The organism is Micromonospora sp. NPDC049051 (genome assembly GCF_043197575.1).
Classification (GTDB): domain Bacteria; phylum Actinomycetota; class Actinomycetes; order Mycobacteriales; family Micromonosporaceae; genus Micromonospora.
Genome location: NZ_JBICTL010000013.1, coordinates 25,817 through 41,506, shown reverse-complemented (window position 1 = coordinate 41,506; position 15,690 = coordinate 25,817). Strand labels below are relative to the sequence as shown.

Below are 15,690 nucleotides of genomic sequence, written 5' to 3'. Positions count from 1 at the left end.
GCGCCCGTCCCGTCCGACCGCCCGCCGCCGGCCCCGTCCGGCGGCGCGGCGCGGACGGCAGCACCCCGCTCTAGCACCCGATTCCCCCACCCGGTCAGCTCTTGGAGTGACGTCGATGCCCGACAACGAGGAAAAGCTGCTCGACTACCTCAGGCGGACGACAGCGGAGCTGCGCGAGACGCGGCGGAAGCTGCGTGACGCGGAGGAGGCCGCACACGAGCCCATCGCGATCGTCGGCATGGCGTGCCGGTATCCGGGCGGCGTGCGTACGCCGGAGGAGCTGTGGGACCTGGTCGCCGCCGGGCGTGACGGGATCGGCGACTTCCCCACGGACCGGGGCTGGAACGTGGGGGAGCTGTACGACCCGACCCCGGGCGTACCCGGTCGGTCGTACACCCGGGAGGGTGGCTTCCTGTTGGACGCCGCGGACTTCGACGCCGAGTTCTTCGGGATCAGCCCGCGCGAGGCGCTGACGACGGACCCGCAGCAGCGGCTGCTGCTGGAGACCTCGTGGGAGGCGTTGGAGAACGCGGGCATCGACCCGACGGTCCTGCGCGGCAGCGACACGGGCGTCTTCGCCGGGATGATGTACCACGACTACGTGGGCAGCAGCGCCACGGGCTCGATCGCCTCGGGTCGGGTGGCGTACACCCTCGGGCTGGAGGGGCCGGCGGTCACCGTCGACACGGCGTGCTCGTCGTCGTTGGTCGCACTGCACCTGGCCGTGCAGGCGCTGCGCAACGGCGAGTGCACGCTGGCGCTGGCCGGCGGCGTGACGGTGATGGCGACGCCGGAGACGTTCATCGAGTTCTCCCGGCAGCGGGGACTGTCGCCGGACGGGCGGTGCAAGTCCTTCGCCGCCGCCGCCGACGGGACCGGCTGGTCCGAGGGTGTCGGTGTGCTCGTGGTGGAGCGCCTGTCGGACGCCCGCCGCAACGGTCACCGGGTGCTGGCGGTGGTCCGCGGCACGGCCGTGAACTCCGACGGCGCGTCCAACGGGTTGACCGCCCCGAACGGGCCGGCGCAGCAGCGGGTGATCCGGGCCGCGCTGGCCAACGCCCGGCTGTCGGCGAGCCAGGTCGACGTGGTCGAGGCGCACGGCACCGGTACCACGCTGGGCGACCCCATCGAGGCGCAGGCGATCCTGGCCACGTACGGGCGGGACCGGGACCAGCCGCTGTGGCTGGGCTCGATCAAGTCGAACATCGGCCACACCCAGGCCGCGGCCGGCGTCGCGGGCCTGATCAAGATGGTGGGCGCGTTGCGGCACGGGCTGCTGCCGCGCACCCTGCACGTCGACGAGCCGTCCGGAAAGGTCGACTGGTCGGCGGGCGCGGTGTCGCTGCTGACCGAGCCGGTCGCGTGGCCGGCAGGCGAACGGCCGCGCCGCGCCGCCGTGTCGTCGTTCGGCATCAGCGGCACCAACGCGCACGTCGTGCTGGAGGAACCCGAGCCGGCCGAGCCCGTCGAGCCCGTCGAGCCCGTCGAGCCCGCCCGACCTCCGGTGATTCCGTGGGTCCTCTCCGGACGCACCCCGGAGGCGGTACGGGCCCAGGCCGCGCGCCTGGCCAGGGCGGTGGCGGGTCGCGGCCCCGGCGACGCCGGGTTCGCCCTGGCCGTCGGGTTGACGCTGGCCGTCGGGCGTACCGCGTTCGAGCATCGCGCCGCGGTGGTGGGCCGCGACACCGGGGAGCTGGTACGCGCGCTGGAGGCCGGGGTGCGGCCAACCCGGGCGGGCAGCGGCGGGCGCCTGGCGTTCCTCTACACCGGGCAGGGCGCCCAACGGCTGGGTATGGGTGCCGAACTCGCGGCCGCGTATCCGGTGTTCGCCGCCGCCTACGACGAAGCCTGCGCCGCTCTGGACGTGCACCTCGACAAGCCGCTACGGCAGGTCATCGACACCGACGAGCTACACCAGACCGGCTACACCCAACCCGCCCTGTTCGCCTTCGAAGTCGCCCTGCACCGACTCCTCGAATCGTGGAACATCCGCCCCGACCTCGTCGCCGGACACTCCATCGGCGAACTCACCGCCGCCCACCTCGCCGGCATCCTCACCCTCACCGACGCCGCCACCCTCGTCACCACCCGCGCCCACCTCATGCAAACCCTCCCCACCAGCGGCGCCATGATCGCCATCCACGCCACCGAAGACCAAGTCCGTCCTTACCTCAACGACCACGTCCACATCGCCGCCATCAACACCAGCAGCGACCTCGTCATCTCCGGCGACGAAACCCCCACCCTCGCCGCCGCCGAGAAACTCGCCGCCGCCGGCCACCGCACCAAACGCCTCACCGTCTCCCACGCCTTCCACTCCCACCTGATGGACCCGATGCTCGACACCTACCGGGCCGTCGCCGAATCCATCACCCACCACCAGCCCCGCACCCCCGTCATCTCCACCCTCGACGGACAACCACTACAACCCACCCCCGACCACTGGGTCGACCAGGTCCGCCACGCCGTCCGCTTCCACGACGCCGTCACCACCCTCACCACCAACCACCACGTCACCACCCTGCTCGAAATCGGCCCCGACACCGTCCTCACCACCGCCGCCACCGGCGACACCACCACCGCCATCGCCACCACCCACCGCAACAAACCAGAAACCCACACCCTCACCACCGCCGTCGCCGCCCTGCACACCAACGGCATCCCCGTCGACTGGCCCACCTTCTTCACCGGCGCCCAGAGCACCGATCTGCCGACGTACCCCTTCGAACGCCAGCGGTACTGGGCGGAGAACACGACCGCGACGGGGGCGGCGAGTCGACTCGGCCTCGCCGACACCGAGCACCCCCTGCTCGGGGCGGCCGTCGCGCTGCCCGACCTCGACGGCGTCGTCTACACCGGCCGGCTGTCGACCGGCACCCACCCGTGGCTCGCCGACCACGTCGTCGGAGGGGCCGTGCTCGTCCCCGGCGCGGCGCTCGTCGAACTCGCGATCCACGCCGCGGACGCGGTCGGCTGCCCGGTGGTGGAGGAGCTGACCATGGTCGCCCCGCTCGTCCTGCCCGCCGACGGCGCGGTGCAGTTGCGGCTGCGCGTGGGCGAACCGGACGACCAGGGCCGCCGTACCGTCGAGATCCACTCGCGCGGCGAGCGCACCGAGACCTGGACGGCGCACGCCACCGGACTGGTCACCGCCGACCCGGTCACCGCGCCGCACGCCGAGGCCGACTGGCCGCCCGCCCGGGCCACTCCGGTCGACCTGACCGGCGCCTACGACCGGCTCGCCGACTCGGGTTACGAGTACGGGCGGGTGTTCCGTGGCGTCACGGCGGTGTGGGTACGCGGCGACGAGCTGTTCGCCGAGGTCACGCTCCCCGAGCCGGACGAGCGGTACGCGCTGCACCCCGCCCTGCTGGACGCGGCGCTGCACGCCCCGCTGCTGGCCGACCCGACCGGTACGGGCGACACCGTGCTGCCGTTCTCGTGGCAGCAGGTGGTGCTGCACGCCACGAACGCCACCGCCCTGCGGGTCCGAATCGCCCCCGTCGACTCCGGCTGGGCGATCACCGCCACCGACGGCACGGGCGCGCCCGTGGTGTCGGTGGGCAGGCTGGAGACCCGCCCGGTCGGCGCGCTCGACGTCCGGCCGGCCCACCACGACTCGCTGTACGAGCTGACCTGGACCCCGGTGCCGGCCGCCGGAGGACGGGACGGGGACGTCCGGGTGCTCGACACGACCGCCTTCCCGCCCGGCCCGGCGGACACCCCTGCCCGCGTCCGCGCCGTGCTGCACCGCGTACTCGACGAACTCGGGTCGTGGCTGGCCGAACCCGCCGGCCCCCGCATCGTCGTACGGACCCGGGGCGCGGTGGCCCTGCCCGGCGAGGACGTCACCGACCTCGCGGGCGCGGCCGTGTGGGGCTTCGTCCGCTCGGTGCAGGCCGAACAGCCCGACCGGGTCGTACTGGTCGACGGCGACGTGCTGCTGGCCGACGACGAACCCCAGCTCGTGGTCCGCGACGGCGTCGCGTACGCCGCCCGGCTGGCCCGGGCAGCCACCGCCGACCCGGTCACCACGGACTTCGGCACCGGGACGGTGCTGGTCTCCGGCGCCTCCGGCGCCCTGGGCGCGGTGGTGTCCCGGCACCTGGTGACGGCCCACGGCGTACGCGACCTGCTGCTGGTGTCCCGCCGGGGCGCGGGCGCGCCGGGCGCCGAGGAGCTGGCGGCGGAGCTGACCGCCTCGGGCGCGTCGGTGCGGTGGGCGGCCTGCGACCTCGCGGACCGGGACGCGGTGGCGGCCCTGGTCGCCGGCCGTGACCTGTCGGCGGTCGTGCACGTCGCCGGCGTACTGGACGACGGCCTGCTGGCCTCGCTGTCGCCGGAACGCGTGGACCGCGTACTGGCGCCGAAGGTGGACGCCGCCTGGCACCTGCACGAGGCGACGGCCGGTAGGGAGCTGTCGGCGTTCGTGGTGTTCTCCTCGGCGGCGGGCGTCTTCGGCAACGCGGGCCAGGCGGCGTACTCCGCGGCGAACACGTTCCTGGACGCGCTGGTGGTGCGCCGCCGCGCGGCCGGCCTGACCGGGCAGTCCCTGGCCTGGGGCATGTGGGACGGCGGCATGGCGGGCGAGCTCACCGCCGCGGAGCGGCAGCGGCTGGCCCAGGCGGGCATCCGCGCCCTGCCGGTCGACGAGGGCCTGCGGCTCCTCGACGCGGCGCTGACCTGCGCCGCGCCGCTCCTCGTACCCATCGGGCTCGATCTCGGCGTGGTCGACGGCGCGCTCTACCGCGGCCTGGTCCGCCCCCGGCCCCGGCGGGCGTCGGCCACCGGCGACGACCTCGCCGCGCGACTGGCCGGCAGGTCCGGGCCGGAATGCGCCGACCTGCTGCTGGACCTGGTCCGCACCAACGTCGCGGCGGTGCTCGGGCACCGTGACCCCGACGCCGTCGACCCCGGTCGCGCCTTCACCGAGCTGGGCTTCGACTCCCTCGCCGCGCTGGAGCTGCGCAACCAGCTCAACGCCGCGACCGGCCTGCGGCTGCCCGCCACCCTGACCTTCGACCGGCCGAACACCCGCGCGGTCGCCGAGCTGCTGTACGAGCGGCTCGTCCCCGAGACGGGCACCGGCGGCGGGCTGCCGGAGGACGAGGTACGCCGCATCCTGCTCGCCATCCCCCTCGGCCGGCTACGCGACGCCGGCCTGATGGACAGCCTGCTCGAACTCGGCGGCGTACGGGTCGCCGTCGACGAGCCGGCCGACGAGCCCAGCGGATCCATCGACGACATGGACGCCGACGCACTGATCAGCATGGCGCTCGCCGACCTCGGTGGAGCGACGACGGAAGCGGGGAGCTGACCACATGGCCAACTCGCAGGAGAAGCTCGTCACCGCGCTGCGGGCCTCGCTCAAGGAGAACGAGTGGCTGCGGGAGCAGAACCGCAAGCTCAACTCGACGCTGCGCGAGCCGGTCGCCATCGTCGGCATGGCCTGCCGCTACCCGGGCGGGGTGCGGACGCCGGACGACCTGTGGGACCTGGTCGCCGCCGGCGGGGACGGCATCACCGGCTTCCCCACCGACCGCGGCTGGAACGTGGCCGACCTCTACGACCCCACGCCCGGCACGCCGGGGCGCTCGTACACGCGGGAGGGCGGGTTCCTGCACGACGCGGCCCAGTTCGACCCGGAGTTCTTCGGGATCAGCCCGCGCGAGGCGCTGACGATGGACCCGCAGCAGCGGCTGCTGCTGGAGATCTCGTGGGAGGCCCTGGAGAACGCCGGCATCGACCCGACCGGGCTGCGCGGCAGCGACACGGGCGTCTTCGCCGGGATGATGTACCACGACTACGCCGAGAACAACGCCACCGGCGCGGTCGCCTCGGGTCGGGTGGCGTACACCCTCGGGCTGGAGGGGCCCGCCGTCACCGTCGACACGGCGTGCTCGTCGTCGCTGGTCGCCCTGCACCTGGCCGTGCAGGCCCTGCGCAACGGCGAGTGCTCGCTCGCGCTGGCCGGCGGGGTCACCGTGATGGCGACCCCGGAGACCTACGTCGCGTTCTCCCAGCAGCGCGGGCTCTCGCCGGACGGCCGGTGCAAGTCGTTCGCCGCCGCCGCCGACGGCACCGGCTTCGCCGAGGGCGTCGGCATGCTGGTCGTCGAGCGGCTCTCCGACGCCCGGCGCAACGGGCACCCGGTGCTCGCCGTCGTACGCGGCACCGCCGTCAACCAGGACGGCGCCTCCAACGGGCTGACAGCCCCGAGCGGGCCGGCGCAGCAGCGGGTCATCCAGGCGGCGCTGGCCAACGCGCGGCTGTCGGCCAACCAGATCGACGTCGTCGAGGCGCACGGCACGGGCACCACCCTCGGCGACCCGATCGAGGCCCAGGCCCTCCTCGCCACGTACGGACAGGACCGGGACCGCCCGCTGCGGCTCGGCTCGATCAAGTCGAACATCGGCCACACCCAGGCCGCCGCGGGCGTCGGCGGCATCATCAAGATGGTCCTCGCCATGCGGCACCGGCTGCTGCCGAAGACGCTGCACGTGGACGCCCCCAGCGACCAGGTCGACTGGACCGAGGGCGCGGTCGACCTGCTGACCGAGGCGGTCGCCTGGCCCCGGGGCACCGAGCCGTCGCGCGCCGGTGTCTCGTCGTTCGGCGTCAGCGGCACCAACGCCCACGTGATCCTGGAGGAACCGCCCGCGCGGGAGGAGACCGGGTCCGACCCCGAGGCGACCGGACCGGTGCCCTGGGTGCTGTCCGGCCGTACGCCCGAGGCGCGGCGCGACCAGGCGGCCCGGCTGGCAGCCCACCTCGACCTGCACCCCACGGCCCCGGCCGACGTCGCCGCCGCCCTGGCGGCGCGTACCCGCTTCGAGCACCGGGCGGTCGTCGTCGGCACCGACCCCGCCGAACTGCGGGCCGGCCTGGCCGCCGTCGCGGCGGACGAACCGGCGCCCGGCGTCGCCACCGGCACCGCGCCGGGCGACGCGCCACGGGTCGTCTTCATGTTTCCCGGTCAGGGCTCGCAGTGGGCGGGCATGGCCGTCGAGCTGATGGACACCGCCGAGGTCTTCGCCGACCGGATGGACGAGTGCGCGAAGGCCGTCGACGCCTTCACCGACTGGTCCCTGCTGGACGTCGTCCGGGGCGTGCCCGGGGCGCCGTCGCTGGACCGGGTGGACGTGGTGCAGCCCGTGCTGTTCGCCGTCATGGTGTCGCTGGCGGCGCTGTGGCGCTCGTACGGCGTGCGGCCCGCCGCCGTGGTGGGGCACTCCCAGGGCGAGATCGCCGCCGCCGTCGTCGCCGGCGCGCTCACCCTCGACGACGGCGCGCGGGTCGTCGCGCTGCGCAGCCGGGCGATCGCCGCCGGGCTGGCCGGACGCGGTGGCATGGCCTCCGTGGCGGCACCCCGGGCGGAGGTGGAGGCGCGCCTCGCCCGGTGGGACGGGGCGATCTCGGTCGCCGCCGTCAACGGGCCCGCCGCCACCGTCGTCTCCGGCGAGCCCGACGCGCTCAAGGAACTGCTGGCCGCGTGCGAGGCCGACGGGACCCGGATGCGGATGATCCCGGTCGACTACGCCTCGCACTCCGCGCAGGTCGAGGCCATCCGGGAGGAGCTGCTGCGCGTCCTCGCCGACGTCCGGCCGCGCCGCGCCGACGTGCCGCTCTACTCCACCCTCACCGGCGAGGTCGCCGACACCGCCACCCTCGACGCCGCCTACTGGTACGCGAACCTGCGCGGCACGGTCCGGTTCGAGGAGGCCATCGACCGCCTCCTCGCCGACGGGCACGACGTCCTCGTGGAGATCAGCCCCCACCCCGTGCTCGGCATGGGCGTGCGCGAGATCCTGGACCGGGCCGACGCGCCGGCCACGCTCGTCGCGTCGCTGCGGCGTGACGAGGGCGGCCTGTCCCGCTTCCTGCTCTCCCTCGCCGAGGCGTACGTGCGCGGGGTCGGCGTCGACCTCTCCCGGCACACCCGGGGCGTCCCGGCCCCGCTGCCGACGTACGCGTTCCAGCACCAGCGGTTCTGGCAGCTCGCGGCGGCGTCGGCCGTGGACGCGCGCGGCCTCGGCATCGACGTCGTCGGCCACCCGCTGCTCGGCGCCGCGCTCACCGTCCCGGAGCGGGACCTCGTCGTGCTCGCCGGCCGGATCAGCCTCCAGACGCACCCGTGGCTCGCCGACCACGCCGTGCTGGACACCGTCCTGCTGCCCGGCACGGCGCTGGTGGAACTCGCCGTACGCGCCGGCGACGAGGTCGGCTGCCCCGCCGTCGAGGAACTCGTCATCACCGCCCCGCTGGTCGTTCCGGCGCACGGCGGGGTGGCCCTGCGGCTCACCGTGGAGGCGCCGGACGAGCACGGCCGCCGTGCGCTCGGCGTCTACGGGCAGACCGACGGCGAGGCGCGGATCGGGATGTGGACGCGCCACGCCACCGGCGTGCTGGCCCCCGCCACGGCGGCGGGCGAACACCTCACCGAGTGGCCGCCGGCCGACGCGCTGGCGGTCGACCTCGGCGACCTGTACGACCGGCTCGCCGGGCTCGGCCTGCGGTACGGCCCCGTGTTCCAGGGGCTGCGGGCCGCGTGGCGGCGCGGCGACGAGACGTACGCCGAGGTGGCCCTGCCGCAGGGCGTCGACGTCGACGGGTTCGGCCTGCACCCGGCGCTGTTCGACGTCGCCCTGCACGCCCTCGCCGGGGACGCCGGCGACGGCGCGGCGAGACTGCCGTTCTCGTGGAGCGGCGTGACGCTGCACGGGGCGGGCGCGACGAGCCTGCGTGTCCGGCTCACCAAAACGGGGCCGGACAGCGCGGCCCTGCTCCTCGCGGACGACACGGGCACCCCGGTCGCCTCCGTGGCGGCGCTGACCGTACGCGCGGTGGCCCCGCAGGCGCTCAAGGGGCGCAGTGGCTTCGTCGAGTCGCTGTTCCGGCTGGAACAGGTGCCGCTGACCGTCGGCCGGGGCGAGCGCGGCACGTGGCAGACGCTGGGCGACACGGCCGTCTTCGACGCGCCGCCGGTGGCGCTGGCCGACGTGGCCGCCGACACGCTCTTCCTGCCGTGCACCGCCGCCGCCGCCGACATCTCCGCGGTGCCCGACCTCACGGCGTACGCGCTGAACACGCTCCAGCGGTGGCTCGCCGACCCACGCCAGTCCGAGACGAGGCTCGTCGTGGTGACCCGCCCGGACGACCTCGCCGGCGCGGCGGTGCACGGTCTGGTCCGCTCGGCGCAGGCGGAGAACCCGGGGCGGATCGTCCTGCTGGAGGCCGACCACACCGCCGGCGACCTGGTGGCGGCGGCGCTGGCGACCGGCGAGCCGGTGCTCTCCGTCCGCGACGGCGTGGTGCGCGCGCCCCGCCTGGCCCGGGTGCCCGAGCAGGACGTCGCCGAACCGGCGGTGTTCGGCCCGGAGAGCAGGGTGCTCGTCACCGGCGGCACCGGCACCCTGGGCGGGCTGGTCGCCCGCCACCTGGTCACCGAGCACGGCGTACGCGAGCTGGTGCTGACCAGCCGCCGGGGTCTCGCCGCCGCCGGCGCCGAGGTGCTGCGCGACGAACTCGAAGAGCTGGGCGCGAGCGTGACCGTCCTGCCGTGCGACGTCGCGGACCGGGAGCAGGTGGCGGCGCTGATCGAGGCGTACCCGGTCACCGGCGTCGTGCACACGGCGGGCGTGATGGCCGACGCCACCATCGCCACGCTCACCCCCGACCGGCTCGCCGAGGTGCTGCGGCCCAAGGTGGACGCGGCCTGGCACCTGCACGAGCTGGCCGGCGACGTCACCGCCTTCGTCCTCTTCTCCTCAGCTGCCGGCATCTTCGGCAGCCCCGGCCAGGGCGCCTACGCGGCAGCGAACGCGCTGCTCGACGCGCTCGCGGCGCGGCGGCGCGCCGCGGGCCTGCCCGCCCACTCGCTCGCCTGGGGGCTCTGGGCCGAGCGCAGCGAGATGACCGCCGACGTGGGCGGCGCGCAGCTGAGCCGGATGGCGCGCAGCGGCATGGACGAGCTGTCCAGCAAGGACGGCCTGGCGCTGTTCGACGCCGCGATCCGGTCGGCCGACGCGCTGCTGGCGCCGGTGCCGGTGGACCTGGCCGCGTTCGGCCGGGACGACCGGGAACCGCCGGAGCTGCTGCGCGGTCTGGTCCGCGCCCCGGCCCGCCGGACGGTGGGCGGCTCCTCCCTCGCCCAGCGGCTGGCCGAGGTGCCCGCCGAACGCCGGCACGAGGTGGTGCTGGAGGCGGTGCTCACCCGGGTCGCGTCCGTCCTCGGCTACGCCCGGGCGGACAAGCTGCCGGCCGGCCGCCCCTTCAAGGAACTCGGCTTCGACTCGCTCACCGCGCTCGACCTGCGCAACCAGCTCGGCGCGGCGACCGGGTTGCGGCTGCCCGCGACGCTGGTCTTCGACTACCCGACGCCCGAGGCGCTGGCCGGGCACCTGGTGACGCAGCTGGCCGGCGGGCGGACCGTGACGGCGGACGTCGCCTCGGCGCGACACGAGCACGAGCCGATCGCGATCGTCGGCATGGCCTGCCGGTTCCCCGGCGACGTGCGTACGCCCGAGGACCTGTGGCGGCTGCTGGCCGGCGGCGGCGACGCCATCGGGCCGTTCCCCACCGGCCGGGGGTGGAACCTCGACGCGCTGTTCGACCCGGACCCGGACAACCCGGGCACCAGCTACGTCGACCGGGGCGGCTTCCTGCACGACGCGGCCGACTTCGACCCCGGCTTCTTCGGCATCTCCCCGCGCGAGGCGCTGGCCATGGACCCGCAGCAGCGGCTGCTGCTGGAGACCTCCTGGGAGGCGCTGGAGCGCGCCGGCATCGACCCGACCGCGCTGCGCGGCAGCCGCACCGGCGTGTACGCGGGCGTCATGTACAACGACTACGGCACCGTGCTCAGCGGCTCCGCCGAGTCGGTCGACGGGTTCCTCTCCACCGGCAACTCCGGCGGTGTGATCTCGGGCCGGATCTCGTACTCCCTCGGGCTGGAGGGCCCGACGATGACCGTCGACACGGCCTGCTCGTCGTCGCTGGTCGCCCTGCATCTCGCCGTCTCGGCGCTGCGCAACGGCGAGTGCTCCCTCGCGCTCACCGGGGGCGTGTCGGTGATGTCGACGCCGGGCACCTTCCTGGAGTTCTCCCGGCAGCGCAACCTCGCCCCCGACGGGCGGTGCAAGTCGTTCGCGGGCGCGGCCGACGGCACGTCGCTCTCCGAGGGCGTCGGCGTGCTGGTCGTCGAGCGGCTCTCCGACGCCCGGCGCCACGGGCACCCCGTGCTGGCGGTGGTACGCGGCTCCGCCGTCAACTCCGACGGCGCCTCCAACGGCCTCACCGCCCCGAACGGGCCGTCGCAGCAGCGGGTGATCCGGGCCGCCCTGGCCGACGCGCGGCTGTCCCCGTCCGACGTCGACGTGGTCGAGGCGCACGGCACCGGCACCACCCTGGGCGATCCGATCGAGGCGCAGGCCGTCCTCGCCACGTACGGCCAGGACCGGACCGCGCCGGTGCTGCTCGGTTCGGTCAAGTCGAACCTCGGGCACACGCAGGCCGCGGCCGGCGTCGCCGGCGTCATGAAGATGGTGCTGGCGCTGCGCCACGGCGTGCTCCCGCAGACGCTGCACGTGGACGAGCCCTCGCCGCACGTGGACTGGTCCGCCGGCGCGGTACGCGTCGCCGCGGAGGCCGTCCCGCTCACCACCGCCGACCGTCCGCTGCGGGCCGCCGTGTCATCCTTCGGCATCAGCGGCACCAACGCCCACGTCGTGCTGGAGCAGGCCGACCCGGTGCCGCCGGCCGACGAGCCGGACGTGCCGTTCACGCCGTGGCTGCTCTCGGCGCGTACCGAGGAGGGGCTGCGGGCGCAGATCCCGCGGCTGCGCGCCCACGTCGCCGCCGACCCGACGCTGCGCCCGGTCGACGTCGCGTACACGCTCGCCACCGGGCGGGCCGGGTTCCCGCACCGCGCGGTGCTGCTCGGCGACAAGGTGGTGACCGGCACGGCCGACGGCGGGAAGCTCGCGATGGTCTTCACCGGGCAGGGGTCGCAGCGGGTCGGCATGACGGCGGAGCTGATGGCCTTCCCCGCGTTCGCGGCGGCGTTCGACGAGGTGTGCGCGGAACTCGACAGGCACCTTGAGCGGCCGTTGCGGGAGGTGCTGGACACCGAGGAGGTGCATCAGACGGGGTGGGCGCAGCCGGCGTTGTTCGCGGTGGAGGTGGCGCTGTTCCGGTTGTTCGAGTCGTGGGGGGTGCGGCCGGACTTCGTGGCGGGGCACTCGATCGGTGAGCTGGCGGCGGCGCACGTGGCGGGGGTCTGGTCGCTGGCCGATGCCGCGAAGGTCGTCGCGGCGCGGGGCCGGCTGATGCAGGCGCTGCCGGCCGGTGGTGCGATGGTGGCCGTACGCGCCACAGAGGACGAGGTGGCGCCGCTGCTGTCGGGCGACGTGGCGATCGCGGCGGTGAACGGGCCGGAGTCGGTGGTGCTCTCCGGCGACGAGGCCGCCACCCTCGCCGTCGCCGAGAAGCTGTCAGGGAAGGGCCGCCGGGCGCGGCGGCTCACCGTGTCGCACGCGTTCCACTCGCCGCTGATGGACCCCATGCTCGACGCGTACCGCGCCGTGGTGGCCCAGGTGGACTGCCGGGAGCCGGCCGTCGAGCTGGTCTCGACGGTCACGGGCGGGCCCACCACCCTGGACGCCGGCCACTGGGTGCGGCAGGTACGCGAACCGGTCCGGTACGCCGACGCGGTCGCCACGCTGGCCGCGTCCGGGGCCACCACCTTCCTGGAGATCGGGCCCGACGCGGTGCTCACCGCGCTCGGCCGCAACGTGGCCGACGGCGAGTGGATCCCGGCGTGCCGCAAGGGCCGCGCCGAACCGGAGACCGTGGCCGACGCGCTCGCCCGGCTGGTGGTACGCGGCACGCCCGTCGACTGGCCCTCGGTGGTGCCGGGACGGACCGTGGAACTGCCCACCTCCGTCTTCCAGCACCAGCCGTACTGGCCCCGGCCGGGCACCGGCACCGGCGACGCGAGCGGGCTGGGCCAGACGCGGGCCGACCACCCGCTGCTGGGCGCGGCGGTCGAACTGCCGGACGGCGGCGCGGTCTTCACGGGCCGGCTCGCGCTGGCCACCCATCCATGGCTGGCCGACCACGCGGTGGCGGACCTGGTGCTGCTGCCCGGCGCGGCGCTGGTCGAGCTGGCAGCCCACACCGGCCGGGAGCTCGGCTGCCCCCGGGTCGAGGAACTGACGTTGGAGGCGCCGCTGGTGCTGCCCGAATCCGGCGGCGTCCAGGTGCGCGTGACGGTGGGCGCCCCGGCAGCCGACGGCGAGCGGGAGGTGGGCGTGCACTCCCGGGCAGAGGACGGCGACGGCTGGACGACCCACGCGGTGGGCCTGCTGACCCCGGCCGGGACCGCCGGCACCGACCTGCGGGCCTGGCCCCCGGACGCCGACCCGGTCGACGTGTCCGCCGCGTACGACGACCTGTTCGCGCGCGGCCTGCGCTACGGCCCGGTGTTCCAGGGCCTGACAGCGGCCTGGCGGCGCGGCGACGAGGTGTTCGCCGAGCTCACCCTGCCCGAGGCGGCGCACGACGACGCGGGCCGCTTCGGCCTGCACCCGGCGCTGCTGGACGCCGTCCTGCACGCGGTGGCGTCGACCGGCGACGGCGACGCGGTGCTGCCGTTCTCGTGGCGCGGGTTCACCGTGCACGCGGCGGGCGCCGACCGGCTGCGGGCCCGGATCGTGCCCGGCGACGGCACGGCGGCGATCACCCTGGCCGACGCGACCGGCGCCCCGGTGGCCACCGTCGAGGCGCTGGCGGTGCGCCCGGTGTCGCCGGAACAGCTGGCCGCCCTGCGCCGCGACCGGCACGAGTCGCTGCTGCGTATGGAGTGGACGCCGCTGGCCGGAGCGTCCCGGCCGCGTACCGTGGCGGTGCTCGGGGCCCGGATCGACGGCCTCGACGCGACCGCGTACCCGGACCTGGCGGCCCTCGCCGCCGCCGTCGACGCGGGCGCCGCGACGCCCGAGGTGGTGGTGGCGCGGTGCGCCGTCGACCGGGGGCCCACGGAGGACGTACGGGCCCGCCTGGCCACCCACCAGACTCTCGACCTGGCGCAGCGGTGGCTCGCCGACGAGCGCTTCGCCGCCGCCCGCCTCGCCGTCCTGACCAGGGGCGCCGTGGCCACCGGCCCCGACGCCGACGTCACCGACCTGGCGGGGGCCGCCGCCTGGGGCCTGCTCCGCTCCGCCCAGTCCGAGCACGGCGACCGGTTCGTCCTGGTCGACGTCGACGCGGACACCGACGCCGGTCTGCCGGCCGCGCTCGCTTCCGACGAGCCGCAGCTCGCGGTGCGCGGCGCCGACGTCCTGGTGCCCCGCCTGGCCCGGGCCGGCGGCACCGCCGACGCCGACGCGGCCGGGTTCGAGGGAGCCGTCCTGGTCACCGGCGCCACCGGCGCGCTCGGGCGGCTCGTCGCCCGGCACCTGGTCACCCGGCACGGGGTCCGCGAGCTGGTGCTGGCCAGCCGCAGCGGCCCCGCCGCCGAGGGCGCGGCCGACCTGCGCCACGAACTCGTCGCCCTGGGCGCCGAGGTCACCGTCGCCGCGTGTGACGTCGCCGACCGCGACGCGCTCGCCGCGCTGCTCGCGGCGCACCCGGTGCGTGGCGTGGTGCACACGGCGGGCGTCGTCGACGACGGCGTACTCTCCTCGCTCACCCCGGAGCAGGTCGACCGGGTGCTGCGACCCAAGGTCGACGCCGCGACGAACCTGCACGAGCTGACCGGGGACCTGACGGCGTTCGTCCTGTTCTCCTCGGCCTCCGGGGTGCTCGGCGGGCCCGGCCAGGGCAACTACGCCGCCGGCAACGCCTACCTGGACGCGCTCGCCCAGCACCGGCGGGCCAACGGACTGCCGGGCGTGTCGCTGGCCTGGGGCCGCTGGGCGCAGGCGGGCATGGCCGAGCAGCTGAGCGAGGCCGACCTGCGGCGCATGTCGCGCTCCGGCATCGACGCGCTCGCCGTCGAGGAGGCGCTGGAGCTGTTCGACGTGGCGCTGCGTACCGGGGGCATGGTGGCGCCCATCAAGCTCGACCAGCGGGCCCTGCGGGAACGCGCCGTCGCCGGCATGGTGCCGCCGGTGCTCAGCGGGCTCGTCCGGGTGCCCGCCAGGCGGGCGGCCGACGCCGACGCGGGGGCGGCCGACGCCCTGCGGCAGCGGCTCGCGGGACAGGGCCCCGAGGAGGCCGAGGCCATCCTGCTCGACCTGGTGCGTACCCAGGTGGCGGGGGTGCTGGCCTACCCGGACCCGGGCGCCGTCGCCGCCGACCGGCCGTTCAACGAGCTCGGCTTCGACTCGCTCACGGCGGTCGAGCTGCGCAACCGGGTGAGCGCGGCGACCGGGCTGCGGCTGAGCGCGACGCTGGTGTTCGACCACCCGACGTCCAAGGCCCTCGCCGCGTACCTGGGGGCCGAGCTGTCCGGCGAGTCCGGCGGAGCCAACGCGGTGCTCTCCGCGTTCGCCGAACTCGACCGCCTCGAGGCGGTCCTGCGCGACGTCGACGAGCAGTCCCGTACCCGGCTGTCGCTGCGACTGCGGGACGTGCTCGCCAAGCTCGGCGGCGAGCCGGCAGCCACCGGAAACGACATCGAATCCGCGACCGACGACGAGGTCTTCGCTCTCATCGACAGCGAACTCGGGATCTCATGACAGTGCGAGG

Annotated in this window: 1 protein-coding gene and 1 pseudogene; both read left to right on the top strand. The window is 75.5% G+C overall.

Annotation, left to right across the window (positions count from 1 at the left end; genetic code table 11):
* Positions 1-124 precede the first annotated feature (124 nt).
* Positions 125-5,317: pseudogene (locus ACGFIR_RS30495) on the top strand (type I polyketide synthase); the annotation flags it as partial.
* A gap of 4 nt (positions 5,318-5,321) precedes the next feature.
* Entirely contained in the window at positions 5,322-15,680 is a 10,359-nt protein-coding gene (locus tag ACGFIR_RS30490; protein WP_393148770.1) for an SDR family NAD(P)-dependent oxidoreductase, read from the top strand.
* Positions 15,681-15,690 lie beyond the last annotated feature (10 nt).